The organism is Yersinia sp. 2553 StPb PI (assembly GCF_052217105.1).
Lineage (GTDB): Bacteria > Pseudomonadota > Gammaproteobacteria > Enterobacterales > Enterobacteriaceae > Yersinia > Yersinia enterocolitica_E.
On sequence record NZ_JAZGPX010000002.1, the window covers coordinates 4,528,782 to 4,554,087 of the forward strand.

The window sequence follows — 25,306 nt, forward strand, 5'->3', positions numbered from 1 at the left end:
TTAATTTTTACCTTTTAGAAGCTTTCTTAACCATGATTTTCTCTTGTTTGATAAATCAATGGTTATGCCTAATGTGTATTTAGCCAATTCGGTTATTATGGTTTTCTTTCGGCCAAAGTAATTTTTATCACTTAATGATTCCGTTGTTTTATGTATTAAAGGGATTCGTATATCTATCTTACGCCCAAGTAATGACGGGATATCTGAAGTATCCAGCATATCTCTTGTTATTGGTCTGCTTTCATTTAAACAGACTAATAGTCGGGTTGCTTGCCTGTTGTCTCGTTTAAATTTTTCATAAATAACAATAAACGTTTTAGCGACACGGACTGACATCATACTATTATCAAGCAATACGATAATGCAATTAGCGTGTTCTATATAATCAGTGAGTTTTTCTTTCGGTACGTTATGAATCGGTTGATCAAATACAATAAAATTGTGCTTTATATCTCTGTGTCCATCAATTTCAGCTATATCTTGCCCTTTACCAAACATAAGAGATAAATTATTTTGATATTCGGTTATTTCTGTAACCATCTTTTTTTCTGTAACAAGATCAAGATCCTGAGATCCATTATTGCCCTGTAATAATAGAGTTGGTGATTGCTTTATCTGTGTGATCGCGGTTGCTAAGTGATAACTGATCAGGGTGGTTCCGATGCCTCCCTTACAGCCCAATATACTGATAAAAAAGGCTTTCCTTTCAGACTCGATAGGGATGCCTTTGAGTAAATGTTGCGTCAATTCAGACAACTGCGACTTTATATTTAAGTATAATATGCCACGCTGAATGAATTGTTGGGCGATACCAATTGAATCAATATCGCCAACTAAAACACACCAACAGTCACGCGGGATAAGAATTTTTATTAAATCCAATGTTTTTTCAATATTATCATTACTCCCGATGTCAATAATAGCACCAATGGTTTTATCGGATAAATTTATTTTTGGCACGAGAAAAATACTCTCATCAAATGATTTAATATCCTTAATATCGGCAAGCCTGACTTTCTCTGCGGTTTCTTCGCGCAGCCATTCCCTGCTGGAAATAATAGCAATGGTGTTTTTTATCTTATTATTTTTTTTGTTTATTGCATCTTTGTTAAGAATTAATTGCATATGTCACCATTAAAGGAAATTACTTTGATTGCGTTATTTTGAAAGAATTCTATTTTTATTTACTGCGCATCCTACTTCGCTATCCCGGGACATCCGATAATCATTGCGTTGATATTTGCATCGTCGCTCGTTATCTCTTTGCAAAACAGGTGTAGATAATGACTGGTTTTTATCTGTTGCTAACAAGTCTCTTTTAGCTAATGAACAGGCTTGGTCATTCTCATTTGGCTCGATAATAAATGAGGCATGCACAACGCTAGAGAAAAAAATAACACTGCTAACTATCCATAGTTTCATTTTATGAAACCTCCTTTTCGTAGGAATTCCTTAGCCACTTTTTTCCTTTTTATTTCCATTATATGAGTGAAATTAAATAAGCGTTCCAATGTTGATGTGTGCATAAAATCAGGTAATTCCACATCCTTTCCGGCAACCGGCTTCACCAGGCTGACGGTGGCGACGACCACCAGTTCAGTTTGATTTTTTTGCGTTTGTGCATTGCGAAAGAATGCCCCTAAAATAGGAATATCACCTATGAAGGGGATCTTTTTAAGGGATTCCCGCTCTGATTTACTGATCAATCCACCTAGAATAAAGCTTTCGCCATCACCAAGTTCTAATGTGGTCGCTGCCTTACGTGTGCGTAATGAAGGATAAGCATTACCCCCTTCGACGCTAAAGACTTTATCTACACTACTGACTTCTTCTTCCATACTAATGCGGATACGATTTTTCTCATTTACCTTGGCCGCAATGTTTAGCTTGATACCATAAGTTTTGTATTTAATTACGGTGCTGCTTTGGGTGGTATTAAAAAGTGGTATTTCGCCACCAACTAAAAATGAGGCACTTTCACCGGACAGTACCGATAGATTGGGTTCGGCCAGAATACGTGCAATTGAGTCATCATTAATGGCATGAACTAATGTACTAATTCCGGTGGCATTGAACTTTAAAAATTGAAAGGAGCCAACGGATGCTTCGTTGATACTGCTCCAATCTACCCCTATATTCTCACTAAAGTCTTTAGTCACCTCAGCAATGGTTAATTTCACATTTACTTGGTTAGATTCAGGGAGTTTAATCTTATTAATTACCCCTAAGTAATCAGGGTTATTAAAATGTTGGTCTTCGCGATTTTTCTCTCTTTTCTTGTTTATTGCTTCACCGACAATAGCTGCAATAGTGTCTTTCGCCTCTTCTGACTCTGCCTTACCCGTCAGCAGATAGCCATTACCAATTTTATTGATTTCTATGTTGCTATCAGGATATTCAATTTTTATTCTCTGATATGCTGAAGTAATGATGTCATTTACCATGACGGCAGTTTTTATCATTGGATTATTATCTTTATTAAATAAGATAAACTCTGCTATTCCTTCTTTTTTTGCATAAACAATAATGCTATTTTTACCAACCAGTTCATAATCAGCAATAGCAGCGGCAGAGACAAAAACAGTATCAATCGCCTCATCTGTTTTTATTATATATGACTCGCCTGATGATAAATAAACAGGCTTGGCATATGCATGATTGACAACTATTTGGCAGGTTGCAATGGCGAAGAGTAAAAACAGTTTATTCCAACTGATATATTCTGGCCTGGGTGTTCTCATCCTCTTAGCTCTCTTGTTATGCGTAGTTTAGGTATGATGTCATATATATTTGTTGATTGATTATTGCCAGTAACTATACTCGGCGCCAGAACGATATCTCCCGACTTTTCTGCGATATGAATGATGTCAAGTTCCTCTCTTTTAATTATGACGGATATATAACCAGTTACGACTTCTCCGGTCTTTTGATTTTTGTTGTTTTTTTCTGGTAATTCGTCTGTCGAATTCTTTTTTATTCTTATTATTCTCATGGCGGGTATGATTTCATTCAACGAAAAGGTTTGACTTTTTTTATCACTCAATTCTTTCGTGTTAATGACTGTGCCACTACTCATGCCTTTATTTTTATCTGTCTCAAGCACTCTTAATTGAAATGAGAGGGAATCACCTACTTGCAATGTATCTAACAAATACCCATTTTTCTGACTAATAGTGAATTTATAAATAATTTCACCTTTCTTTAAATTAAGGTAATTGAATTCATTACTATCGGGTGAAGCCAAAACTACGGGTGTAATATAAGAACCCGCTACAAGGTTTACTTTCAATAAATGACTGTTGATATCTGTTTTTCCTGATATGTTGCTTTTTATTAATTCACTTGATTCAGGTACCATGATGGCTTTTAGTGCATAATCGTTTTGAGTGAGTAGGGTACCTGAAGAGAGATCATGTGTTGACTGTGCCAGGACAATCTCAACTTCTTTTTCTTTATTTAAATCGACGAAATTATAGGGTGTATGCACATCAGGCTTGGTATTGATCATAATGCCGGCAGCCCCGATGGCGACAATCAAAATTGAAAATAATAAAAGAAACTTACGATTCATTAAAATAACCTTGTGTCATTATTAAGTTAATGTGGCTTGATATTTTAGGTGAATAGCGACAATGTAAAACCCGAGGTAATTGCAGCAGCATAGGGAACCCCTCGTTGTTGAATATCGTGTTTGTTAATCAATAAACCTATTATCATTACCACACCGCCCATAATGGCGGTATAGATAATGAAATCTAGTGATTGTTCTGCGGTGAGTGCCAGCAGCAATGCAGTAATGAGTTTTACATCGCCACCACCGATAAGTTTAAAATGAAATATTATATAGCCCATTAGTAAGGAAAAAAGTGGAATGGTGATGTTAACCGTGCTGTTTGTTGTATACCCCAATGCTATGGAACTGAATATAATAGAAATGATAAATTTATTACTGATAATTCGATTACATATATCGCTATAACAAACGAACAGTAGCTGTAATGCTAGCAGTAGTATTAAGGATGATTTTATTATATCCATCATTTTTCCTAAAACAAAAACATGGCAACGATAAGTTGCCATGTGAAAATCCTGATAAATATTAGAATGACGGTGCGACGCTGTTACCCCTATTAGCCCCCTGGCGCTGATACTGCTGTTCTAGCACTAGCAACGGCCCCATTTACTAACTCGATTAGGGTTGGCCTTGCTAACGTAATAAATACGCCCGCTAATGCAATCACCATAACGTACTCAATAATAGAACCACGGGTATCTTTCAGAAATCCTCGGGTTTTAAGTCGAGTAGCAACACAACCTTTATTGATTAAATCCATCATGTTCGTTTTCCTGTTAAATGGTAGGGGAGTATTCCCCATTTTTAAGTTTTAAATGTAAAGAGTCACTGCTCTTTATTTAGCTACTATCCGACTTGATATAATCAGCCTTGCTGGTAGTGACACCTATTTAACGTTTTTTTTCGCTTGCTGGCCTTTTTATTACCATCATTTAATCTTTTTAAATCACCCTCATCTTATTATCACTATCAGAAGTGCGGTTTATCCCCACTAAATAAGATAATAATAATTAGCGTTGAGAGAAATGAGAGCCAGCAGAAAGAGAAAAAGGCCAACAGAGAAATAAGTTTCTTCCAACGGTAACTGTGTAAAAAACTTTGTTGTGTCGCGATAGGTGATATTACGCTAGCCCCTGGCTTGAATGGTTGGGTTACTGGCGCAAGCTGCTCCTTATTAGATGCAGCAGTGATAAGGGGGTCTGCGTGCATTTGTTGTTCAGCTTCATCATTGATGACAATCTGACTAACAGAACCGGTATAGCGGACACCTTTACGTGGGATGGTATGTATAAGTGATTCTTTCAGCCCGACCTGAAGAAATGCTTTTCGCAACATATAGATCTGCCCATAGTAGCTACTTTCACTTACAGCTCCGCGCTGTTCTTTCCATACCTGATTAATAATCTGCTCTTTTTCTGTTACACCACTAAGTAGCAGTTGTAAAAATCTAAGGTTATTTTCAGTTAATATTACCACCGAACCGTCAGGACCATTTAAGCAACGTTGCGTAGGGGAAAATAGCACCGTTCCTTCTAATTTAAACATAATCTCATTTGTCTCCATACTGATGGTTACCTATCCTATATAAGACGTTATGTGTTCTTTCAGTAATTTAAGATTATTAAGAGTGCCATGCTTTGTCTCTATTCTAATTCTCAATCTTCTTTAAAGGCTATTTGTGTGTATTTTTGCATTTGATAATTATTCTTAACAAGAAGTTAATTAATTTTGTTGTGGTGTTGTTTATTATGTTTCATTACATATTCTTACCTGAATTTCTCTTTTCCTTTTATTTAAAGAGTTAAATAAATTTAGTTTGCTATTATTCTTCTGTTTTTGCTTTTAGTCTTTCATTTTTATAATTTTACTCTATTAAATATAATATTTGTTTTTATTGGTGGCGAAAGTTAATAGACGATAATTTGGCAGGATAAATTTCTCTGGCAGGGCGATAACAACTGGGCTAACCGATATGAATTGATCGCAAGTGATAGTGTGTGGGGTGAAGAGTAAACTGTTAAAGTCTTAATCGCTAAACAGTGATAACTACAGTAGGTACCTTTATGACCATGGATTTATTTGATCAGTTGCCTCATGATCCCTGGATTGAAACGTTAGCGCCCGGTGCGGTTGTTTTACATCATTATGCACGGCAGCAGGCCGCATTATTATTTGCTGATGTTATTGCTATCACCACTGCCGCGCCTTTTCGCCATCTCATCACCCCCGGTGGTTACCGGATGTCGGTTGCCATGAGTAATTGTGGTCAGGTTGGTTGGGTGAGTGATATGCAAGGTTATCGCTATAGCCCGGTTGATCCTTTGACTGAGAAAAGCTGGCCTGCCATTCCGGCAAGTTTTATGACATTAGCTGTTGATGCCGCGCAACAAGCGGGTTTCTCTCAATTTGAGCCAGATGCCTGCCTGATAAATCGCTACGAGGCAGGGGCTAAATTATCATTACATCAGGATAAAGATGAGCTGGATCTGCGTCAGCCAATAGTTTCGGTATCGCTGGGGCTAGCTGCGGTATTTCAATTTGGTGGGCTGACGCGTGAGGCTAAATGCCAGAGAGTCTTATTAACGGAAGGGGATGTTGTGGTCTGGGGTGGGCCTTCCCGTTTGAACTATCACGGTGTACTGCCATTGAAAGCCGGTTTTTCCGCTACGACCGGCGCTTATCGAATTAACTTAACCTTCCGTCGCACTCGCTGATTTGAGAGGTTATAAGAAAGTGTGAGAATGCCCTCAATCTTATCTGGCAAGAGTAAGGGCGATGAGAGTTTTATTGCTGTTGACTATCTTTTTTATGCAGCAACATATACACCGCAGGAATAACCAGCATCGAAAGCAGTGGTGCACTCACCATCCCGCCAATCATCGGTGCGGCAATACGTTGCATGACCTCTGACCCTGCCCCGCCGCCCCACATAATGGGAAGCAAGCCGGCCATAATAGTGGCGACAGTCATGGCTTTTGGTCGCACCCGCAGCACCGCGCCTTCATGAATAGCTGCACTCATCTGGCTGGCCGTCATAGCAATGCCGGGTTGCTGATGTTTTTTCACCGCCTGATTGAGATACAGCACCATTATTACACCAAATTCAGCGGCCACACCGGCCAGGGCGATAAAGCCCACCGCGGCGGCAACGGAAAAGTTATACCCCAAGCCATACAGCAGCCACACCCCGCCAATCAGTGCGAAGGGAAGCGTCGCCATGATTAATGCGGCATCGCGGACACTGCTGAACGTGACATACAACAAGACAAAAATGATCATCAGGGTAACCGGTAACACAATTTTCAGTTTTGCTGTTGCCCGTTCCAGGTATTCAAACTGCCCAGACCAGCTAAGGGAGACGCCTTCCGGCAGTTCCACTTGTTGTGCCACCGCTTGCTGCATTTCAGTAACGGCTGATTTCAAATCTCGCCCGCGCAGATCAACATAGACCCAGTCAGATAAGCGCGCATTTTCACTTTTCAGCATCGGTGGGCCTTCTGTCACCTTGATATCGGCCAGTTCCGCCAGTGCGACTTGCCCGCCACCGGCAGTCACTACCGGCAAATCACGCAATTTTTGCAGTGAATCACGTATTTCCCGTGGGTAGCGCAGGTTGATTGGATAACGTTCACGCCCTTCAATGGTTTCACCGATGTTTTGCCCGCCAATCACGGTTGCCACCAGTGATTGCAGTTCTTTTACTGAAACGCCATAGCGAGCGGCCCGTTGACGGTCAATGTTGATATCCACATAGCGGCCACCTGCCAGTCGTTCCGAAAGGGCCGAAGTCACACCTGGTACTTTGCGCACCACTTGTTCGATTTGCTGTGCCACCTGCTCAATTTGGTGCACATTTTTGCCATTCACTTTGATCCCAACCGGGCTTTTGATGCCGGTAGAGAGCATATCCAGCCGATTGCGGATCGGAGGCACCCACAGATTGGCGATACCGGGCACCTTGACGGTGGCGTCCAGTTCTTCGATCAATTTGTCCATGGTCATGCCAGGCCGCCATTGATCCTTGGGTTTAAAACGAATGGTGGTTTCGATCATGGTCAGAGGGGCCGGATCTGTTGCCGTCTCTGCTCTCCCGGCTTTACCAAATACTGTCGCTACTTCCGGTATGGTTTTTATCAAACGATCGGTTTGTTGCAGTAAATGGCTGGCTTCGCGTACCGAAATCCCCGGCAGTGTAGAAGGCATATACAGTAAATCACCTTCATCCAACGCGGGCATAAACTCGCTCCCCAGACGGCTTAATGGATACAGGGTTGCCAGCAGTAATATACCCGCGATAGCCAATGTAGTTTTTGGTCGCGCCAGTACGGCGGTTAACACCGGATGATAAAGGGCGATTAGCCCACGGTTAATGGGGTTGGCATTCTCATCAGGGATTTTGCCGCGAATAAAATAGCCCATTAATACCGGTACTAACGTAATGGCTAACCCCGCCGAAACAGCCATGGCATAGGTTTTGGTAAAAGCCAGCGGAGAGAACATCCGCCCCTCTTGCGCCTGTAATGTAAATACCGGAATAAACGATAAGGTGATGATCAGTAAACTGCAAAACAGCGCCGGACCGACTTCAATGGCCGCCTGCTCTGAAATGCGCCAGTAATCCTGACTGACCGGTGTTTTCCCCGGGTTATCTCGCCGCCATTGCTCCAACACTTTGTGCATATTTTCGATCATCACGATCGCGGCATCCACCATAGCCCCGATGGCGATGGCTATCCCACCCAGCGACATAATATTGGCATTGACCCCCTGATAGTGCATGACGATAAACGCGCCAAGAATCCCCAGGGGCAGGGTGATGATAGCCACCAATGCTGAGCGGAAGTGGAACAAAAACAGTGAACAGATCACCGCCACCACTAAAAACTCTTCCAGCAATTTGAATGATAAGCTGTCGATGGCCTGAGTAATCAGGTGTGAGCGATCATATACCGGTACGATTTCTACCCCAGCCGGTAAGCTGCGCTGAATCTGTTGCAGCTTCTCCTTCACGCCGTTAATGGTTTCCAGTGCATTTTTGCCATAGCGCATCACAATGATGCCACCGGCAACTTCCCCTTCACCATTAAGCTCCGCCACGCCACGGCGCATTTCTGGCCCCATCCGCACGGTAGCGACATCGGACAGTAAAATGGGAATACCTGCACGAGCAGTGATCACGATATTCCTGAAATCATCCAGCGTTTTCAGGTAACCGCTGGCGCGCACCATATATTCTGCCGCCCCCATTTCCAGCACCGAGCCACCGCCTTCCTGATTACTATCAGTAATGGCGCTGGCAATTTGTTGATGGGATAGATTCAGCGCCCGCATCCGTTCCGGGTCGAGAACGACTTGATATTGGCGCACCATGCCCCCGACACTGGCCACTTCAGAGACATTGGGTACTGTTTTCAACTCAAATTTTAGTGTCCAATCCTGCAAGGCACGCAGATCGGCCAGACTGTGTTTGCCAGTTCTGTCGATTAAGGCATATTCATAGATCCAACCCACCCCCGTGGCATCCGGTCCCAACGAGGCTTTGGCTTCAGCCGGCAAGGTAGCCTGCACCTGACTGAGATACTCCAGCACCCGTGAACGTGCCCAATAAGGATCAGTGCCATCATCAAACAGCACATAGACATAGGCGTCGCCGAACATCGAGAAACCGCGTACGGTTTTAGCACCAGGTACTGATAACATGGTGGTTGTCAGTGGATAAGTCACCTGATCCTCGACCACTTGTGGTGCTTTACCAGGATAACTGACACGGATGATCACTTGGGTGTCTGACAAGTCTGGCAGCGCATCCAGCGGGGTTTGTTGCAGTGACCAAATTCCCCACGCGGCCATCATCACCGCGCCAAGCAGTACCAACAGCCGATTGCGCAGTGACCAGCGGATAATGGCGGCAATCATAGGTGGCTCCTGTGGGTATCGGTGCTGCTATTGCTTGTTACCGGCTGGATTTGGCGGATTTGTGCCCCTTGTTCATTGAGAGTGAAAGTGAAATTAACCTGACTACCAGCAACGATTTCCGGTGATAACGGCTCTGCCGGTAGTTGGAAGTCCATCGTCATCGCCCCCCATTTCAACGCCGCGATCGGGCCATGGGATAAGGTGATTGTTGAGCCGTTGATAGCGGTGACTGTTCCTTGCACCGAGTAGATATCAACAGGTGCTACGGCAGTGTTATTCGCTGTTGGCGTGGTATTCTCAGTTAAGGCGGGGGTATCCTCCATTTGTGGCAGAGCGCTTTGCAGACTGGCTTCTGAATCAATCAGGAATTGGCCTGAGGTCACCACCAACTGACCGGCGTTTAGCCCGGATTTTATCTCTGTCCAGCCGTCCTGAGTTTGCCCGGTACTGACATCCACCGGCTTAAAGTAGCCATTAGCTTCAGCCAGCAGCACCCGGTTACTATTGCCTGACATCAGCAAGGCTTCTTGTGGAATAGCCAATACCGGTTTTAGATTATCTGCTGGCGCGGATTGTACATTCAGGTACATGCCCGGTTTCAGCTTTTGTTGCGGGTTTTCCAGGACGATGCGCGCTTTTAAGGTGCGGGTAGCGAGATCCATATTAGGTAATAGCTCGCTGACGGTGCCGTGGAAGGTTTCACCCGGCCAACTGGCGGTCGTGGCGGCAATCGTACTGCCGATAGTGACTAAACTGGCTTGTGATTGCGGATAGTCCACCACTATCCATACCGGATCAAGGCTGGCTAACTCAAACAGTGATTGTGTCGCAGTCACTTGTGAACCGGCCCGAATATCCAACTTACTCACATAACCCTCAGACGGAGATCGTAATGTGACCCGCGTTTGCGGCTGGCCGCTTTTTTCGACACTGCGAATCACCTCTTCTGGCATAAATTGCAGTTGTAGCCGTTGGCGAGCGGCGGCCGTTAATTGGCTATCACCCAAGGTGCGGATTGCCAGATACTCTTGTTGCGCGGCACTCCAATCGGGAACCCATAATTGCGCCAATGGCTGATTTTTACTGACCGGTTGTTGATTGGCGCGTACATACAATTGTTCAATAATGCCGTTAGCCCGCGCCGCGATAACCTGCACGCTGCGCTCATCGGTTGCCACTGTGCCGTAACCGGCAAGACGATAGTTGAGTGATCGCATTTCCACCGCGGCAGTGCGCACGCCTAAATTCTGCTGTTGGCGGGGGCTGATGCTAACGCCGCCCTGCGCTACGGCTTCATCGGCATAGCGCAGCACCAACTCCATATCCATAAATGGCGATTTGCCAGGTTGGTCGAAACGCTGGCTGGGGGACATAGGATCATACCAATACAGCACCTTACGGCTATTTTCTGCTGGTGTTTTTTCAACCACTATGGCTGCCGTGGTGGAGTGCTCTGAGGTGGGTTTAGCCAACAGATAACCGGCAACGCCACTGATCACGGCGACGGCCACCAGCGTCAAACTAGATAGCTTTTTCATCGCATGCTCTCCTGCGGGGTCAGATAACGGATGGCAGCCCAGGTACGGGCTAACTCTCTGGCGGCATTACTGGTATTGAGCTGGCTATCGAGCAGGGAGCGCCGTGCTTCCAGCACACTGCTTAAATCGCTTTTATTGGCCTGATACTGCGCCATAACCAATTTAACCCGTTGTTTTTGCAGTGGTATAACTTCATCAGTCTGACGCTGCCATAATTGCTGTGTGGCCTGATATTGCGCCAGCAGAGTATCGAGTTGCGCCCGGTGGTCGCGGGTGAGTAATGTAAGCTGGTCGTTGGCTTCCATTGAGCGCGACACATCGGCGGCATAGTCTTTATCCTGACGTTGTGAGCGGAATAGTGGCAAATCAACAGTGATCATGACGCCCGCCATATCGTCATACTCGTCAGCTCGTTTAGCGTAATAGACTTCGATCCCAACGTCCGGTGTGGCGGCAATGGCTGATTGTGCGGAGCGGGCTTTGGCAACGTCAGCTTCACGGCTGGCAAGCAATACTTCAGGGTGCTGTTGGATGGCATCACGCAACACGGTGATATCCGCCGGTAGGCGGGCGAAAGGAGGCAACGGGCCGCTGATATGCTTGACCTCTACACCGGTTAACTGCGTCAATTGGGTTTGTGCCAAGGCAACATCACGTTGTGCGGTGGTCAATCTATCCTGCATGGCAGATAACGTCAGGCGCGCATCCAATACACTGCTGGGTAATGCACCACCACTGGCAACACCGGCCCGTTGCAATGCGACCTGTTTTTCGCTTTCTTTTACCAGCACTTGCGCTGCGCCCACCGCCTGTTCGGTCAGGGCGAGATCAAGCCACGCCTGAGCCGTCTCTTTTTGCAGCCTGGTGCGGATAGTTTCACTGCCTGCTGCCGTTTTGCGCGCTTCAGCACTCAGGGTATCAGCCTTTCTTTGTCGCTTATCACTACTGATATAGTCCTGCATGATACCGACCCGCTGCATGGTCATGCCCTCGCGGGTGAAGCGGCGGGCATTACTGCCGCCGACGGGGAGGTTTTCAATACCAAACTTCAATTTTGGATCGGGCAGTTGCGTGGCTGAACTGGCCATATTTTCCAGTGCATTGACCTGATGCTGATTAGCTGACAGCTCAGCCGAGTAGCGTTCAGCGGAGCTCAGCGCCTGTTCCAGTGTGATATCTGCCGCGTAGCTCACCGCTGGCAGAGTGAAAAGTGCCGCCATTAACAGTGCGGTAAATCCGAATGGCAGCGCAGCCGTGGGGCGCACCTGCTGTGGGTGATTCAGTAAAGGGGTCATCATTATCCCGCCTTATGGCCGCTGTGCTGAAATGGCAGTTAGCTGATAACCTTGTTCGGTCTGGCGGAAACTGAATGTCACGGATGTACCTGCGGGTAATGGCTGTGCGGCCAGGCTCTCCGGCAGGTCAAATGTCATGGTCATCGGTGGCCAGTTCAATGCCGGAATGGCGCTATGAGCAATAGATACGCGGGTGGCATGCCAGGTTTTTATCTGGCCCTGGGAGTGATAGCTCTCTGCTGGCGCAGAATCCGCCATTATTGTATGACTATCATGAGACATCGGGCTATTTTCACTCATGGCCGGGCTGGCGGCGAACAGCGGAGAAGAAAACAGTAATACAGCAGATACAGCGCTAAATAAGATACGCATAGCAATAACTCCAAAACATAGAATAAGCACAACACACCACGATTAAGTGGCCTGAAGAAAACGGTTATTTATGTCTGGATCTATTCTCTAAAGCGGCAGAAAGCGATTTCAGTGGGGGGGCCGACAATGGGGGGGGTATGCCAGTCAACGCGCTGGACGCGTGGTGTTTGTTGCCTATCAGCCAATACTAGCTCCGTATTGGTGGGTAAGGCTGCCAGCACCAACATGCCGCTGTCAGACTGGACAGAGTCAGGGATGCAGTGTTTTTCACATAAGGAGTCTTGCGCCTGACCATGAGACATATCCATCATTGATGGCATGTCGTGCATTTGGTTTTCTGTTGCTAAAGGGTCAGGCTGTATATGCCCTTGATGCTGGGTAAATACCGGCGAGGCAGAAGGGGCAATATCACACTGATGGCTGGCGATGGCCAACTGTGCGTTGAGAATTAGCCAGCAGGCAACCAGCAGCATACCGCACATGCGCATTTTACTGGCGCGCATCCGGTGCATAAGCTGTGGTACTCCCCTAAATGCTGGCATGTTTAACCTGAATGTGTGGTGATATTAAATAATGCTGCCAGCGAGTATAGGACCATCTCCCTGTTTTTAGAATGGTTTTATCGGGTTGCACTGAGTGAAATGAAAGGTTACCAAAACGTTAGTATGCTGAATTTATTCTATTTATTTCGATATCTGAAGTCGCAATGGGGGTTGATTAGAAGAAATATTTACTTTTCTTTAAGTTATTATCCAACGCCCGCTGAGTTATTAGCCCACACCGCTATGCATCAATCGGCGTGGGCTGAATAAGCCTAAGCCTTACCAGGCATAACTGACAGTAGCGGTGGCAACACGGCCACTGCCATAGAAGCAAGCTGCCATCTGTGCACAACTGGCAACATATTCTTTGTTGAACACATTGTTGACGTTAACCTGCAAACTGATGCCTTTCATCGCTGGCAGAGCTTGTCCCAGTTCATAACGCATCATCCAGTCATACAATGTCACCGCCGGGACTTTAAAGCTGTTCTTGGCATCACCCCAACTGGTGCCAATATAGCGGACACCAACACCGGTGGATAAGCCATCGACTACTCCTTTATCAAAGGTATACATTCCCCACAGTGAGGCGGAATGGCTTGGTGTGCGGGCTGGCATTTTGCCTAATTCAGCCAGTGTTTTGGTTTCACGCACTTTCCCTTTGGTGTAGGTATAGGCAGCAATCAGGTTGATATTGTCGTTAATCTCACTGTTTAACTGCGTTTCGATCCCCTGAGATTGCACTTCACCAATTGGGACGTTGTAGGCCAGTGCCTGGTCGTATTGGCTGATATTTTTCTGGCGTAAATCGTACAATGCGGTCGTCAACAAGGTGCTGCTGCCCGGTATCTGGTATTTGAGGCCAAGCTCAACTTGACGCGCGGTAACCGGGTCCAATGCCCCAGTCCCCGGCGCGCCTTTGGCGGTGCTAGGTTCAAATGAAGTACTGTAACTGATATACGGCGAGATACCTGAATCAAAGGCATACAACACACCAGCACGGCCGGTAAAGGCATGGTCGTCTTGTTGATCCTGAGTGGCGGTTTTGCGGCTTAGCGTTTTTAACTGTGACCAGTCATAGCGCCCGGATAAGAGGAAATTCCACTTATCCAGTTCAATTTGATCTTGTAAATAGACCCCCACCTGATCGAGTTTGGTCAGATCACTGCTATTGAGTGACAAGTCACTCTCTTTAATATTCAGACCATAGACAGGTGATACCCAATCCAGATTGTATTTTGTCTGCACGGTGCCCATAAAGAACTGACTATCAATACGGCTACGTTTGTAATCCAGCCCAGTCAGCACCGTATGGTTTAACTGCCCGGTCCAGAAATCAGCTTGCAGTTGGTTATCAACGGCAAACTCAGCCATGGTCTGGCGCTCGATTTGCGGGCGGCGAGTCATGGTGCGGTTATCTGGCAGCAAATTCATAAAGACCAGATACTTGTAATCTTGCTTGTTATAGCTGTAGCGCAGGTTCTGGCGGAATTTAAAGGTGTCATTGATATAATGCTCAAGGGCATAACCGACAGAGGTCTGCTCGCGTTCAGACTGATCAAATGACGGGTCGCTAACGTTAAAATCGTAAGGTATATGGCCGTATGCAGTACCAAACACGGTTCCAGTGGCTGGCAAGAAGTTACGTGAACCGGCTTTGGGTTCTTTCTGATAACTGGTCAGTAAGGTAAAGGTGGTGTCTTCGTTCGGGATAAAGGTTAATGCCGGGGCGATAGCAAAACGCTCCTGTTTAAAGGTATTTACGGCATCATCTTGTGTTCTGCCAAGCCCGTTCAAACGATAGAGTACTTTACCTTCATCATCCAACACGCCACCGAAGTCGAATGCTGCTTCAGCCAGGCTATTATTGCCTGCACCCACCTGCACTTTATGAATACTTTCCGCTGTTGGGCGTTTACTGACCATATTGATCAGGCCGCCGGGGTTCACCTGGCCGTAAAGCACTGATGCTGGGCCGCGGATTACTTCAATTCGTTCCAGCAGCCAGGGGTCTATCTGGCCTCCACGGCGTGCACCACCTAATGAGTTGTAGCTTAAGCCATCGAGAAAACGCGGGGCATAGCCAAAACCACGAATGATCACTTCGTCATTCATATTCGAGCCGCCACGGTATTCCGGCACGACACCGGCGGTATAGCGCAGGGCCTGTGCCACAGAAGCCGCTCCTTGATCTTGCATTTGCTGGCGGGTAATAACTGAAACTGATTGTGGGGTGCGGATCAGTGGTGTGTCAGTTTTAGTCGCGGTGGCGCTGTTTTTAGCGACGAAACCATCATCTTGTTGGCCGCTGCCCGGTTTGGCGACAACCACTAATTTATCTTCTTTAGCCGCAGTGGCCGCTAATGCGTTGAGTGACGGTATCAGTATCAAGGTGGTGGTGAATAATAAGGTCTTTGCTGTGCAGCCTGCGCGAAATGGCAATGTTGTTGGTATCTTCTTGCCAGAAATATCAAACATGATTTATCCCTACCTGGAAGTACAATAATGGAAAGTATTTGAACCTCATACGTCAGGTTCTTGATGCCAACCGGGCTTTATTTGCCTCTATTTAGCTTGGTTGTTACAAAAAAACGTTATATTCCAATCCAATAACCGTCGCATAGCACATCGGCCATATCTAAATTACGATGATAGGCTGGCACACTGGAGAGAATGCTTACTATGTTATTGCAAATAATAATACTTCTCAATATTATTTGTATTTAGGTAATAACCTTATATATATTAAGTCTTATATCCATTTGTGATGGCGCACAGTCGCTGCGCTATCAATGAATAAAGACGTAATCATAAATAGACCGTGACCGGTGTGATGACATAAAGAGGGCAGCGTGTGAGAGTGGCGAGCGAATATCCAGAGAGTCAGCAGTTATTACAGGATCCTTCGGCGGGCAGTGAATCATGGTGGCAGCGCATCGCACAATGGGGAACGCCCCTGACTGAACCGGCAGCAGCTGGCAAAGTAAAGCTGACTTTCCTGTGGCGCGACCGACAAGGAAAGGCGCGTGATTCGGTATATAGCTGCGTGTATATCGATGTTAACGGCGTGACAGATCATCACAGTGTTAATCCTGAATCGCTCACTCGGCTGGGCCAGACGGATGTTTGGTATTGGCAGGCAGAGGTAGAGTCTGATTTTCGTGGCAGTTACAGCTTTATTCCCGTCTCAGCAGAGAAATGTTTGAATTTGCCGGCCGGTAATCCGCAAGAACAGCGTCAGGCACAGCGCGATTGGTGGATCTCATTGATGGATCTCGCTGAGAACGATCCGTTAAACCCGATCGCCGCGCATTGCAGTTATCGCGGAATGCCACTTTCTGCGGTTCATTTAGCCGATGCTTTGCCGCAAACGGCCTGGCAGCCAATCGATGCGGGTAAAATTCTGCCCGCCGAACCGCAACGTTTACAACTGATTAGTTGGCACAGCCAGTTATTGGGCAATAGTCGCAATGTGTGGATTTACTCAACGACAACCGGTGCTGAAGATAAAGCCGAACGCCCATTGGCTATCTTGCTGGATGGCCAATATTGGGCACTCAGGCAGCCGGTGTTTGGCATATTGGATAGTGAAACCGCCGCAGGGCATTTACCTGCTAGCGTCTATGTGTTGATCGACATCATTGACCAGACTCATCGTTCGCAAGAGCTGCCTTGTAATCAGGATTTCTGGCAGGCATTGCAAACAGAATTACTGCCGCAGATTGCATTGCAACAGGCTTTTACGGAACAAGCGTCTCGTACTGTAGTGGCCGGGCAGAGTTTTGGCGGGTTGGCATCGTTGTACGCTGGATTACATTGGCCACAGCGTTTTGGTTGTGTGTTGAGTCAGTCCGGTTCGTTCTGGTGGCCTGATGTTGATAATTTCAAGGCACTGACGGCGGGGACTGCTGAACGTCAGGGCTGGCTGACCGAGCAGGTGTATCAGGGATTGGGGGCGAGTCAGCCATTGAATATCTTTATGGAAGCAGGTCGCCGTGAAGATGTGATTTATCAGGTCAATCAAGCCATGAGTGCAGCGCTTCGTCAGGCAGGGCATCGGTTGCAGTATCGAGTCTATGCGGGTGGGCATGATGCTCTATGCTGGCGGGGGGGCTTGATTGATGGATTACGCTGTCTGTTAACCTGATCGACTGAGTTTTAACCGCCTTCGGCGAGCAGAGGGCAGACTCGCTCTCTGCTCGCTTGTGGATTAAATTTTAAATCGCCCCTTCGGTATCACCAATGGTGTATGTGAAACCGGATCATCAATGATCAAACACGGCATACCAAATACCTGCTCGACCAAATCTGCTGTGATCACCTCGCGCGGGTGACCTTGTGTAACTACCTGCCCGTCGCGCATGGCGATAATATGGGTAGCGTAACGACAGGCATGATTAAGATCATGCAGAACAGCAACCAAGGTATGGTTATGTTGCTGATTAAGGTTACTGAATAACTCCAATAAATCAATCTGATGGGCGATATCTAAATAGGTGGTGGGTTCATCCAGCAGCAGCAGCGGCGTCTGCTGTGCCAATACCATAGCTATCCATACTCGCTGGCGTTGCCCGCCAGATAATGCGTCCACTGATCGGTCAGCCAGTTCACTGACACCGGTGGCTTGCATAGCATTATTGACCGCCAGTTTATCGGCCTGTGTCCATTGCTGTAATAACTTCTGATGGGGATAACGGCCACGCGCCACCAAATCTAACACGCTGATACCGTCGGGTACTTGCGAACTTTGTGGCAACAAACCCAAATGACGTGCCACCTGCCGGGTATCAATGCTGGCGATATTCTTGCCGTCTAAAATTACCTGACCTGCTTGCGGTTTCAGCAAACGGCTCAGTGCGCGTAGCAGCGTTGATTTACCACAGGCATTGGGGCCGACAATCACCGTAAATTCACCATCAGGAATGGAGATGCTCAGGTTCTGGCTGATTATCTTACCGTCGTAGCCCAGTGTTAGGGCGTCGGCTTGTAAGCGGGAGGAAAAAACGCTGTGGTGTAGGGTGGCTGCAGGGGTAACAATACTCATGATCGCCCGGACTCCCGGATTAAAAGCCAAATAAGATACAGGCCGCCGATGCTGGTGGTAACCACGCCGACCGGCAATTGATTAGGTGGAAATAGGTGTTGGGCGCAGAGATCGGCGGCAACCAGTAATAAGGCGCCCATCAGTGCCGATGTGGTTAACGTCACTGAAGATGTGCCCGCCAGACGCCGTGCTATTTGTGGGGCGGCTAATGCAATAAAGGAGATAGGCCCGGCGGCGGCGGTGACGGCGGCCATTAGAATGACGCCAATCGCCATCAGGCTCAGGCGAGTTTTCTCAACGGGAACCCCTAAGGCACCAGCGGCATCATCGCCCATTTCCAGCAGTGGCATGCGGCGGCTAAGCAGCATTGCGGCTATCGTCGCGGCAAAGATAAACATCAGTGATGGCAGGCCCTTAGCCCAGCTCAGACCATTCAATGACCCCGCCCCCCAAGCCGCGGCAGTCATCGCTGACTCCAGTGATGCCGTGATTGTCAGCCAGGTATTGAATGCAGTGAGCATCGCGCCAATGGCAATGCCGACAATAATTAGCCGAAAACCTTGAATCCCTTGTCGATATGCCAGCAGATACACCGCAATAGCTGCCAGTAAGCCGCCAACCAAGGCGCTGCTGGCAATCTCGAAATAGTTACCATTGAACAGCGTAATTGCCACTAACGCACCGGTATAGGCACCCATATTAAAGCCGATGATGTCAGGGCTGCCAAGTGGGTTACGTACTAATGACTGAAATATTGCGCCACTGATACCCAGTGCGGCACCAAAAATAAGCGCCATCACTGCGCGGGGTAAGCGCCATTGATTGACGATAATATCCACTGCACCGCGGGTTTGCCCGAACAAGGCATTAAGTACCTGTTGAGGCATTAATGCCAGAGTCCCCGCCATTAATGCCAGCAGTGCGCCCAACAAACAGGCCAGTAGCAGCAGGCTGCAAACAACTAAACTGCGTGGTCGGATGCGTAAATTTATCGCGCCATCGGGGCGACCAAATAGCCACGGCGAGGTGACAGACTTCATAGCGCGGTCATCCTTTTGTTACGTCGAACTAGCCAGATTAGCAAAGGCGCGCCAATAAATGCCGTTACGACGGAAACCCGTAACTCGCCCGGCACCAAGAAGCGGCCAATAATGTCAGATACCAGCAACAGGATAGGTGTCATCACTAATGTGAATGGGAGAATCCAACATTGATTCGGCCCAACAATCCAACGGGCGATATGGGGGACCATCAGGCCAACAAAGGCGATAGGGCCAACGGCTGCGGTAGCGGCACCGCACAACAAGGTGACGGCGATGACCGCCCAAAATTGGGTTTGGATAATTCTGGCCCCAATCGCGGCCGCCAGATCCTCTCCCATATGCATCGCATTGAGTGGCCGAGCCAGCAACAGGGAGATCACACCGCCGAGCAGGATTGCCGGAGTGACGGCCAATACCACTGACATACTGCGGATATCCAATGACCCTGCCTGCCAGAAGCGCACCCGATCAAAGACCAGTGGATGTGTCAGTGATATGCCAGAGGAAATCCCCATTAACACAGCGCCAATCGCGACACCGGAAAGTGTTAGGCGCAGGGGATTAACGCGCCCGCCGCCCTGAGCACCGACCCAATACACCACCAGTGTGGTTAACATCGCACCGATAAAAGCGGAAATAATATAGCCCTGGATGGCATTAACGCCGAAAAAAATGATCCCGACGGCGACGGCAAAACTGGCTCCGGCATTGACGCCAAGAATACCGGGGTCAGCCAGTGGGTTACGGGTTAGGGCTTGCATGACTGCACCCGATAGCCCCAGCGCTGCACCGGCGAGTACACCAATCAAGGTTCGCGGCAGACGTGATTCAACGATCAAAATGCTATCGGCGCTGTGCTCTGTGCCGAGCAAACTCTGCCAGACCACGGAGAAAGGGATGGCTTTGGCACCGAGCATCAGGCTGGCAGCCATGACCAATAGCAACACAACAATGCTGAACAGCAGCAACAGCCCGCGTCGGCGCGCTGTTGGTACCTCTGACGTCGACACCAGTGTCAGCGGTTTTATTGAATATTGATCTGGAGAATAATCAGCAGGCATTGTAACTCTTCTTTAACAAATGATTATTGTTATCGATTTGATTATCATTATTATTTGGGTGAGATATGTTAGCACGCATTATTGTTAGAATGCATCGCTGTGGTAACGCAGGGGGAAATTTAGCGTGCTCGGTCACATTCCTGAATGCGCTCAACGTCAGAAGCGGGACTTACCCAATCAATGAGCAGGTTTAAACATCCCTTCAATTCGGGCTAACAGATTACTCGCACTGTAATAATCCAAGCGGAAAGTGTCATAACCCACGGCATAAACACGGTTGTGCTCAATCGCTGGAATATGAGCTAAAAATTTATTACTTTTCAATGCATCAACTGACGGTTGATCACCGGAGAAGAGTAAAATAGTCTCACCGTTCAGACCTTCAGCCAGCTTCTCGCCACCTAACTGAATAATATCCTTACGATGTCCCATACTGGTGTTACCTTTCACGGCTTCAGGTATTTCAGCGAGCCTAAAGCCCAGCTCCTGCAACAATTTGCCCTGTGCCGAGTCTTCAGTCCACAAGTTCGCGGTGCTACCGGCGGCTTGATAGACAAAAGCCGACGTTGGCTGCGGTGGTAAGGTAATACTCTGTTTCACCTCATTGAGCCGGTTGGCAAATTTATCAATCACATCTTTCGCATCGGTTTCATGGCCAGTTGCCTGCCCCAATATCATTGCTAACTCTTGCCAGCTTTTATCATCGTAATTAATCACTAAGGTTGGCGCGATAGCAGATAACTGCTCATACAATTTCACTGCCGAATCCCCCCCGGTGGCAGAAATAATAATTAAGTCAGGGTTCATGCCGGCAACAGCTTCGGCGTTTGGCTCAGTCTGATATATCGGTACCAGTTTTTTTGCCTGTGCGACAGCCGACCATTGAGTAAAGAACCCTTGATGATCTGCGACGGTGGAGCTGGGCGCGGTCGCTCCACTGGCAATCACCGGCGCATTGATCGCCAATAAGGTGCCAGTGATGGTGATGCTGGTGGAAACAATCCGTGTAGGTTGCTGAGTTAATGTGACCGGGCCTTTAGCCGTTTCCACCGTCCGGGACCATGCTGGTGAGTTGTCGTCTGCCGCTGATGCGTTGTTCTCCTCCGCGGGTTTGCAGCCGGATAACCAAAATGTCAGACACAGCAAGCCCAGTAGGGCAGGCAGAGAACGGGATGTTTTACAGGCAGGCATATAGTGGGACATAACGGCGTTTTCTCTTTCTATTTAACGGTGCTAGGTCGTAATTTATCATGCCATAAAATGAATGGTAGTAATTATTATTCCTATTACTATTTGCAATGTGGTGAGTGAAAGGGAGGATTGGCGTTCTCATCTCCAAGACAGGAAACCTAGCGAAATATCGCACCAGTCAAACCATTTAGAGGACGATCAGTCGCATGCTGGCCATGACTCATTAGCATGGTTTAAGCCAATTCAGCCGGCCTCTGGGGGCTGCGGCTAGCGCGAATTAAGGTGTAATACCGGCCAGTGATCGTTGGCCGCTCTTCTTTTAGTATCACCGTCGCCGTGCTAAGCACATGCCTATATTGCAATGAATAAAATTGTTATTTCCCCAGCCTGGTTTCCTTGCTAAAAAAATACAGAATCAACCATAGCAAATAAATAGTTAAATTTTGCTGTATCGCGTGCCTGATGGTTTGATATGGATTTTTGTTATTATTTTATTTATCTCGCCCAATCGCATTTAATAAGATATTTAATTCTGCAATTGCAAAAACAGGTAATTCTCTATCTGTAAGTAAATTAATTGATTGGCTAACTATTCTAAGAGTTAATAGGTAATGGGGCGCTGTATTTATATTCAGAATAAATACATATAATGTGGAAACTACTGAACGTTGTTAATCAGTTTTCGATCAAGATTATCGAACGTTATTTACATTTTAATAGGTGAAATCAATCGGTTGTTTAATATTGATCGGTTATCTTGATCTTTTGTGTTGGTTTCATGCTATTTTGGTGATGAGTCCTGATAATTAACCTTTTTCCCTGCGGGGATTATCAGCGATAAACACCTTGAAATCTCAAGGAAATAAACTAAAAAAATAAGACACAGGGGTATTCCCGTGAATTTTCTAAAACATATCACCATCAGGATGGCGTTATTATCTATTCTTGTTATATTTTTGTTGCTTTGGGGAGGTGTCTCGACCTTTACATTATTTTCACTTAACCAATTGACGCATTCATTACATCTGAGTTCTAACCAACAAAAAAACATTAATATTATTAATCGGGGTAATGACCAATATTTTCGTGTGGTTACTCGTTTAAGTCGTGCCGCGGCATATCGTCAAAGCGGGGCAACTGCCGATGCTGATCGTGAATTGGCTTCAGCCGGTGTAGCACTAAAAAATACCCAAGAGAGTTTGGCGAAATTTAAACTGCAATCTCATGAGTCGATGGATCCATTACTGACAGATAAAACTATTCAAAGCTGGTCAACATTATTGAGTAATGGGATTGAACCGATGGCTAAAGCGGTGGCCGAGAATCGCTTCGAAGATTATAACAATTTGTTTAACAAAGATTATCCACCATTAAGCCGAGAGTTTGGCGCTACCGTCGAGAAGTACAATTCTGCGGTTGATACTGCAACAGAGGCTGCCAGTTTGCGGGTGGAGACATTAGTCGACTGGTGTCAACGGGCGCTTTTTGCTGCATTAATTGCCGGTGTTATCATTCTGTTCTTAACCGATCGCTATATCGTCAGTTATTTGGTGCGTCCGCTGGAGTCGATCAAGGTGCACTTTAAACGCTTAGCTGAAGGGCAGTTAGGCCGGCCAATGCCTGAGTTTGGCCGTAACTGCGTCGGGCAACTGATCCCTTACTTACGTGAAATGCAAAATAGTTTGGTGAATACGGTATCAACCATTCGCAACAGTACCGATGCGATTTATACCGGAGCCGGTGAAATTGCAGCAGGAAATGCGGATCTCTCTTCCCGTACCGAGCAACAAGCGGCGGCACTGGAAGAAACCGCGGCCAGTATGGAACAACTGAATGCAACGGTGAAACAGAACGCTGAAAACGCCCATCAAGCCAGTAAGTTGGCTGAGAATGCCTCTGCAACAGCGAAAAATGGCGGGCGGATTGTCAACGATGTCGTTGCCACTATGAGCAGTATTACGGAAAGCTCACGCCGTATTGCGGATATTATCGGTGTGATAAACAGTATCGCCTTCCAAACCAATATTCTGGCACTGAACGCAGCAGTTGAAGCGGCCCGGGCTGGTGAGCAGGGGCGCGGTTTTGCGGTAGTAGCAAGTGAAGTTCGTAATTTGGCCCAACGTAGTGCACAAGCGGCGAAAGAAATCGAAGGGTTGATCAGTGAATCGGTATCCCGAGTGAATATTGGCTCACAGCAAGTATCTGAAGCAGGGGAGACGATGAATAGCATCGTGCAGGCGGTGACCAATGTAACCGACATTATGGGCGAGATTGCCTCTGCTTCTGATGAGCAAAGCCGCGGTATTGGTCAAATTGGGCAAGCTGTCGCCGAGATGGACGGCGTCACACAACAAAATGCCTCCCTGGTACAAGAGTCTGCCGCTGCGGCTGCCTCGTTAGAAGAACAGGCACGGCAACTGACAGAAGCGGTCTCTGTTTTTAATTTATCAGATAATATGCAAGCCACTCATTCTTAGTTACGCTTTGATTCAATTTAATAAATAACAATTATTGTCGTAATAAATAGTAGAGAACAGCCACCGGATTGCGCTAAGAGTCAGCGCCGTCTGGTGGTTTTCTATTACCAGTTTTAGGTATTTAGCCACAAAAACGATATAGTGAGCTAGGTTGTTATTAGCTTTCAATAATAAAAAAATTCATGTTTTAATCGGGTTAAACAATGAGAATTGCTTACTTTCGCAGCATTTTATTTTTACTGGCGATGATTATTTCATCGTCATCTTTTGCCATTAACTGCCAGCGTGCAGCGACACCGGTTGAATATACTGTATGTGGTAATGAGGATTTACACTGGCTGGATCAGACATTTAGCGATATCTATCAGTCCATGTTGGTTAAATATGATACAGAAACAGTGTATCAGCAACGACAAATATGGGAAAAATCCCTTAACAGTTGTACCAGTGATAGCTGTATTCAGCGCGCCTATTTTCAGGGCATTGCCTCCATGTCTGATATTGACAAAAAATTTGACTGGGCTGGGCAGTGGTGGAATGTCACCAAAGGGAATGACCGGGGGGGCGTTATCAAAATAACCCGGGTTGCTGAGTGGGGATTTAGTATCGATAGCCGCGCCTGGTCCGGTGAGAATACCGGTAATTTTAGAGCTGAAGCGCGTAAAATTGAAGGGTTGGCGGTTGTTGATCTTATTGAAAATACAGCAAGCTGCCGGTTATTACTGATCCCGATAAAAGATGGTTCAATTCAGGTGCACAGCAATGGCAGTTGGGGTTGCCGAATTTCGATGCCTAAAGATGTCTTTATTGACGGGCAGTATATTCGGGCTGAAAAAGATCCGCGTGAGACTCCGAGCTTACTCTCGGTCGGTATTTTTACTGATACCAACAACGATAAACTTTTCCGTGAGTTAGTCGGCGACCATTACGCCCAGTTTGTCGCCTCAGCCAACGTCTATATTTATAGCAATGACCGGGATAACCGGGGGGCAAAAGTATTATCCACCTGGGTGCGAGGTGCAGCCAATAAGCGTGCATCAATCATTATGTATAACCGTGCCGGTTTGATGTGGGCCGCGTATGTTGCGCCTGAAAAAAATGGCACGCTGCGGGTTCACTATTTTACCAATGTGCCTGAAGATAAAGATAAAAGACCCAAAACGATTGTTGAATGGCAGCAGACCTTTATGGATAACTAATTATCCCCTTTGCCTTTGAAGCGGTAGGAATTAATGAGCCTCATTCTTGAGGCT

At 46.8% G+C, this 25,306-nt stretch carries 21 protein-coding genes; 4 read left to right on the forward strand and 17 right to left on the reverse strand.

Annotated features, from left to right (window positions below; genetic code table 11):
• From V2A84_RS22070 to V2A84_RS22100, 7 genes are all read right to left on the reverse strand, one after another.
• Positions 1-1,125, reverse strand: coding sequence for a pilus assembly protein CpaE (locus V2A84_RS22070; RefSeq protein WP_083162427.1), 1,125 nt, complete (start codon positions 1,123-1,125; stop codon positions 1-3).
• A gap of 33 nt (positions 1,126-1,158) precedes the next feature.
• Complete coding sequence (locus V2A84_RS22075; protein ID WP_083162429.1) at positions 1,159-1,422, reverse strand: hypothetical protein; 264 nt, start codon at positions 1,420-1,422, stop codon at positions 1,159-1,161.
• Positions 1,419-2,741 (reverse strand): type II and III secretion system protein family protein, encoded by a 1,323-nt coding sequence (locus V2A84_RS22080; protein ID WP_442820481.1) that lies wholly within the window; start codon positions 2,739-2,741, stop codon positions 1,419-1,421. The genes V2A84_RS22075 and V2A84_RS22080 overlap by 4 nt, the downstream gene beginning before the upstream one ends.
• Entirely contained in the window at positions 2,738-3,571 is an 834-nt protein-coding gene (locus tag V2A84_RS22085) for a tight adherance operon protein (protein ID WP_372569666.1), read from the reverse strand. The genes V2A84_RS22080 and V2A84_RS22085 overlap by 4 nt, the downstream gene beginning before the upstream one ends.
• A 44-nt stretch (positions 3,572-3,615) precedes the next feature.
• The gene (locus tag V2A84_RS22090) at positions 3,616-4,038 is read right to left on the reverse strand and encodes a prepilin peptidase (protein WP_083164057.1); all 423 of its coding nucleotides are present in this window, start codon (positions 4,036-4,038) and stop codon (positions 3,616-3,618) included.
• A 92-nt stretch (positions 4,039-4,130) separates the two neighbouring features.
• The gene (locus V2A84_RS22095; protein ID WP_372569665.1) at positions 4,131-4,337 is read right to left on the reverse strand and encodes a pilus assembly protein; all 207 of its coding nucleotides are present in this window, start codon (positions 4,335-4,337) and stop codon (positions 4,131-4,133) included.
• A gap of 206 nt (positions 4,338-4,543) precedes the next feature.
• Complete coding sequence (locus V2A84_RS22100) at positions 4,544-5,137, reverse strand: winged helix-turn-helix domain-containing protein (protein ID WP_083162434.1); 594 nt, start codon at positions 5,135-5,137, stop codon at positions 4,544-4,546.
• A gap of 500 nt (positions 5,138-5,637) precedes the next feature.
• On the opposite strand from V2A84_RS22100, the gene alkB reads away from it, so the two are divergent.
• Positions 5,638-6,288: a DNA oxidative demethylase AlkB gene (gene alkB / locus V2A84_RS22105; protein WP_083162435.1), complete on the forward strand. Its 651-nt coding sequence runs from the start codon at positions 5,638-5,640 to the stop codon at positions 6,286-6,288.
• 70 nt (positions 6,289-6,358) lie between these two features.
• Here alkB and V2A84_RS22110 read toward each other — a convergent pair whose 3' ends face one another.
• The 6 genes from V2A84_RS22110 to V2A84_RS22135 all read right to left on the reverse strand — a co-directional run bounded on the left by V2A84_RS22110 (position 6,359) and on the right by V2A84_RS22135 (position 15,715).
• Complete coding sequence (locus V2A84_RS22110; RefSeq protein WP_083162436.1) at positions 6,359-9,490, reverse strand: efflux RND transporter permease subunit; 3,132 nt, start codon at positions 9,488-9,490, stop codon at positions 6,359-6,361.
• A complete protein-coding gene (locus V2A84_RS22115) occupies positions 9,487-11,028 on the reverse strand; it encodes an efflux RND transporter periplasmic adaptor subunit (RefSeq protein ID WP_442849059.1) in 1,542 nt (513 codons plus the stop codon). Before V2A84_RS22115 ends, V2A84_RS22110 begins: the two co-directional genes overlap by 4 nt.
• Positions 11,025-12,323: a TolC family protein gene (locus V2A84_RS22120; protein WP_083164059.1), complete on the reverse strand. Its 1,299-nt coding sequence runs from the start codon at positions 12,321-12,323 to the stop codon at positions 11,025-11,027. The genes V2A84_RS22115 and V2A84_RS22120 overlap by 4 nt, the downstream gene beginning before the upstream one ends.
• 12 nt (positions 12,324-12,335) lie before the next feature.
• Positions 12,336-12,695: a copper-binding protein gene (locus tag V2A84_RS22125; protein ID WP_083162438.1), complete on the reverse strand. Its 360-nt coding sequence runs from the start codon at positions 12,693-12,695 to the stop codon at positions 12,336-12,338.
• 80 nt (positions 12,696-12,775) lie between these two features.
• On the reverse strand, positions 12,776-13,207 hold the full coding sequence (locus V2A84_RS22130) for a hypothetical protein (protein WP_083162439.1): 432 nt from the start codon (positions 13,205-13,207) through the stop codon (positions 12,776-12,778).
• Between the two features lie 309 nt (positions 13,208-13,516).
• Complete coding sequence (locus V2A84_RS22135; protein WP_083162440.1) at positions 13,517-15,715, reverse strand: TonB-dependent siderophore receptor; 2,199 nt, start codon at positions 15,713-15,715, stop codon at positions 13,517-13,519.
• 376 nt (positions 15,716-16,091) lie between these two features.
• On the opposite strand from V2A84_RS22135, the gene fes reads away from it, so the two are divergent.
• The gene (gene fes / locus V2A84_RS22140; RefSeq protein WP_083162441.1) at positions 16,092-17,384 is read left to right on the forward strand and encodes an enterochelin esterase; all 1,293 of its coding nucleotides are present in this window, start codon (positions 16,092-16,094) and stop codon (positions 17,382-17,384) included.
• A 63-nt stretch (positions 17,385-17,447) separates the two neighbouring features.
• On the opposite strand, the gene V2A84_RS22145 is transcribed toward fes, so the two are convergent.
• The 4 genes from V2A84_RS22145 to fepB form a co-directional block, all read right to left on the reverse strand.
• Positions 17,448-18,281, reverse strand: coding sequence for an ABC transporter ATP-binding protein (locus tag V2A84_RS22145; protein WP_153046288.1), 834 nt, complete (start codon positions 18,279-18,281; stop codon positions 17,448-17,450).
• Positions 18,278-19,321: an iron-enterobactin ABC transporter permease gene (gene fepG, locus V2A84_RS22150; protein ID WP_372569657.1), complete on the reverse strand. Its 1,044-nt coding sequence runs from the start codon at positions 19,319-19,321 to the stop codon at positions 18,278-18,280. Before fepG ends, V2A84_RS22145 begins: the two co-directional genes overlap by 4 nt.
• Positions 19,318-20,385 (reverse strand): Fe(3+)-siderophore ABC transporter permease, encoded by a 1,068-nt coding sequence (gene fepD / locus V2A84_RS22155; RefSeq protein WP_083162446.1) that lies wholly within the window; start codon positions 20,383-20,385, stop codon positions 19,318-19,320. Before fepD ends, fepG begins: the two co-directional genes overlap by 4 nt.
• Before the next feature lie 177 nt (positions 20,386-20,562).
• Complete coding sequence (gene fepB, locus V2A84_RS22160; RefSeq protein ID WP_083162448.1) at positions 20,563-21,588, reverse strand: Fe2+-enterobactin ABC transporter substrate-binding protein; 1,026 nt, start codon at positions 21,586-21,588, stop codon at positions 20,563-20,565.
• 884 nt (positions 21,589-22,472) lie between these two features.
• On the opposite strand from fepB, the gene V2A84_RS22165 reads away from it, so the two are divergent.
• Both V2A84_RS22165 and V2A84_RS22170 read left to right on the forward strand, forming a co-directional pair.
• The gene (locus V2A84_RS22165; protein WP_083162449.1) at positions 22,473-24,053 is read left to right on the forward strand and encodes a methyl-accepting chemotaxis protein; all 1,581 of its coding nucleotides are present in this window, start codon (positions 22,473-22,475) and stop codon (positions 24,051-24,053) included.
• 203 nt (positions 24,054-24,256) lie between these two features.
• Positions 24,257-25,252, forward strand: coding sequence for a lysozyme inhibitor LprI family protein (locus V2A84_RS22170; RefSeq protein ID WP_083162451.1), 996 nt, complete (start codon positions 24,257-24,259; stop codon positions 25,250-25,252).
• Positions 25,253-25,306: the final 54 nt, after the last annotated feature.

Bases quoted from the DNA above. Each gene is read 5' to 3' on its own strand.
- V2A84_RS22070 (WP_083162427.1), bottom strand. From the start codon at position 1,125: ATGCAATTAATTCTTAACAAAGATGCAATAAACAAAAAAAATAATAAG.
- V2A84_RS22130 (WP_083162439.1), bottom strand. From the start codon at position 13,207: ATGCACCGGATGCGCGCCAGTAAAATGCGCATGTGCGGTATGCTGCTG.
- V2A84_RS22110 (WP_083162436.1), bottom strand. From the start codon at position 9,490: ATGATTGCCGCCATTATCCGCTGGTCACTGCGCAATCGGCTGTTGGTA.
- V2A84_RS22100 (WP_083162434.1), bottom strand. From the start codon at position 5,137: ATGGAGACAAATGAGATTATGTTTAAATTAGAAGGAACGGTGCTATTT.
- V2A84_RS22125 (WP_083162438.1), bottom strand. From the start codon at position 12,695: ATGCGTATCTTATTTAGCGCTGTATCTGCTGTATTACTGTTTTCTTCT.
- V2A84_RS22115 (WP_442849059.1), bottom strand. From the start codon at position 11,028: ATGAAAAAGCTATCTAGTTTGACGCTGGTGGCCGTCGCCGTGATCAGT.
- V2A84_RS22080 (WP_442820481.1), bottom strand. From the start codon at position 2,741: ATGAGAACACCCAGGCCAGAATATATCAGTTGGAATAAACTGTTTTTA.
- V2A84_RS22135 (WP_083162440.1), bottom strand. From the start codon at position 15,715: ATGTTTGATATTTCTGGCAAGAAGATACCAACAACATTGCCATTTCGC.
- V2A84_RS22085 (WP_372569666.1), bottom strand. From the start codon at position 3,571: ATGAATCGTAAGTTTCTTTTATTATTTTCAATTTTGATTGTCGCCATC.
- V2A84_RS22170 (WP_083162451.1), top strand. From the start codon at position 24,257: ATGAGAATTGCTTACTTTCGCAGCATTTTATTTTTACTGGCGATGATT.
- V2A84_RS22120 (WP_083164059.1), bottom strand. From the start codon at position 12,323: ATGACCCCTTTACTGAATCACCCACAGCAGGTGCGCCCCACGGCTGCG.
- fepG (WP_372569657.1), bottom strand. From the start codon at position 19,321: ATGAAGTCTGTCACCTCGCCGTGGCTATTTGGTCGCCCCGATGGCGCG.
- V2A84_RS22095 (WP_372569665.1), bottom strand. From the start codon at position 4,337: ATGATGGATTTAATCAATAAAGGTTGTGTTGCTACTCGACTTAAAACC.
- V2A84_RS22090 (WP_083164057.1), bottom strand. From the start codon at position 4,038: ATGGATATAATAAAATCATCCTTAATACTACTGCTAGCATTACAGCTA.
- V2A84_RS22075 (WP_083162429.1), bottom strand. From the start codon at position 1,422: ATGAAACTATGGATAGTTAGCAGTGTTATTTTTTTCTCTAGCGTTGTG.
- fepB (WP_083162448.1), bottom strand. From the start codon at position 21,588: ATGTCCCACTATATGCCTGCCTGTAAAACATCCCGTTCTCTGCCTGCC.
- V2A84_RS22145 (WP_153046288.1), bottom strand. From the start codon at position 18,281: ATGAGTATTGTTACCCCTGCAGCCACCCTACACCACAGCGTTTTTTCC.
- fepD (WP_083162446.1), bottom strand. From the start codon at position 20,385: ATGCCTGCTGATTATTCTCCAGATCAATATTCAATAAAACCGCTGACA.
- alkB (WP_083162435.1), top strand. From the start codon at position 5,638: ATGACCATGGATTTATTTGATCAGTTGCCTCATGATCCCTGGATTGAA.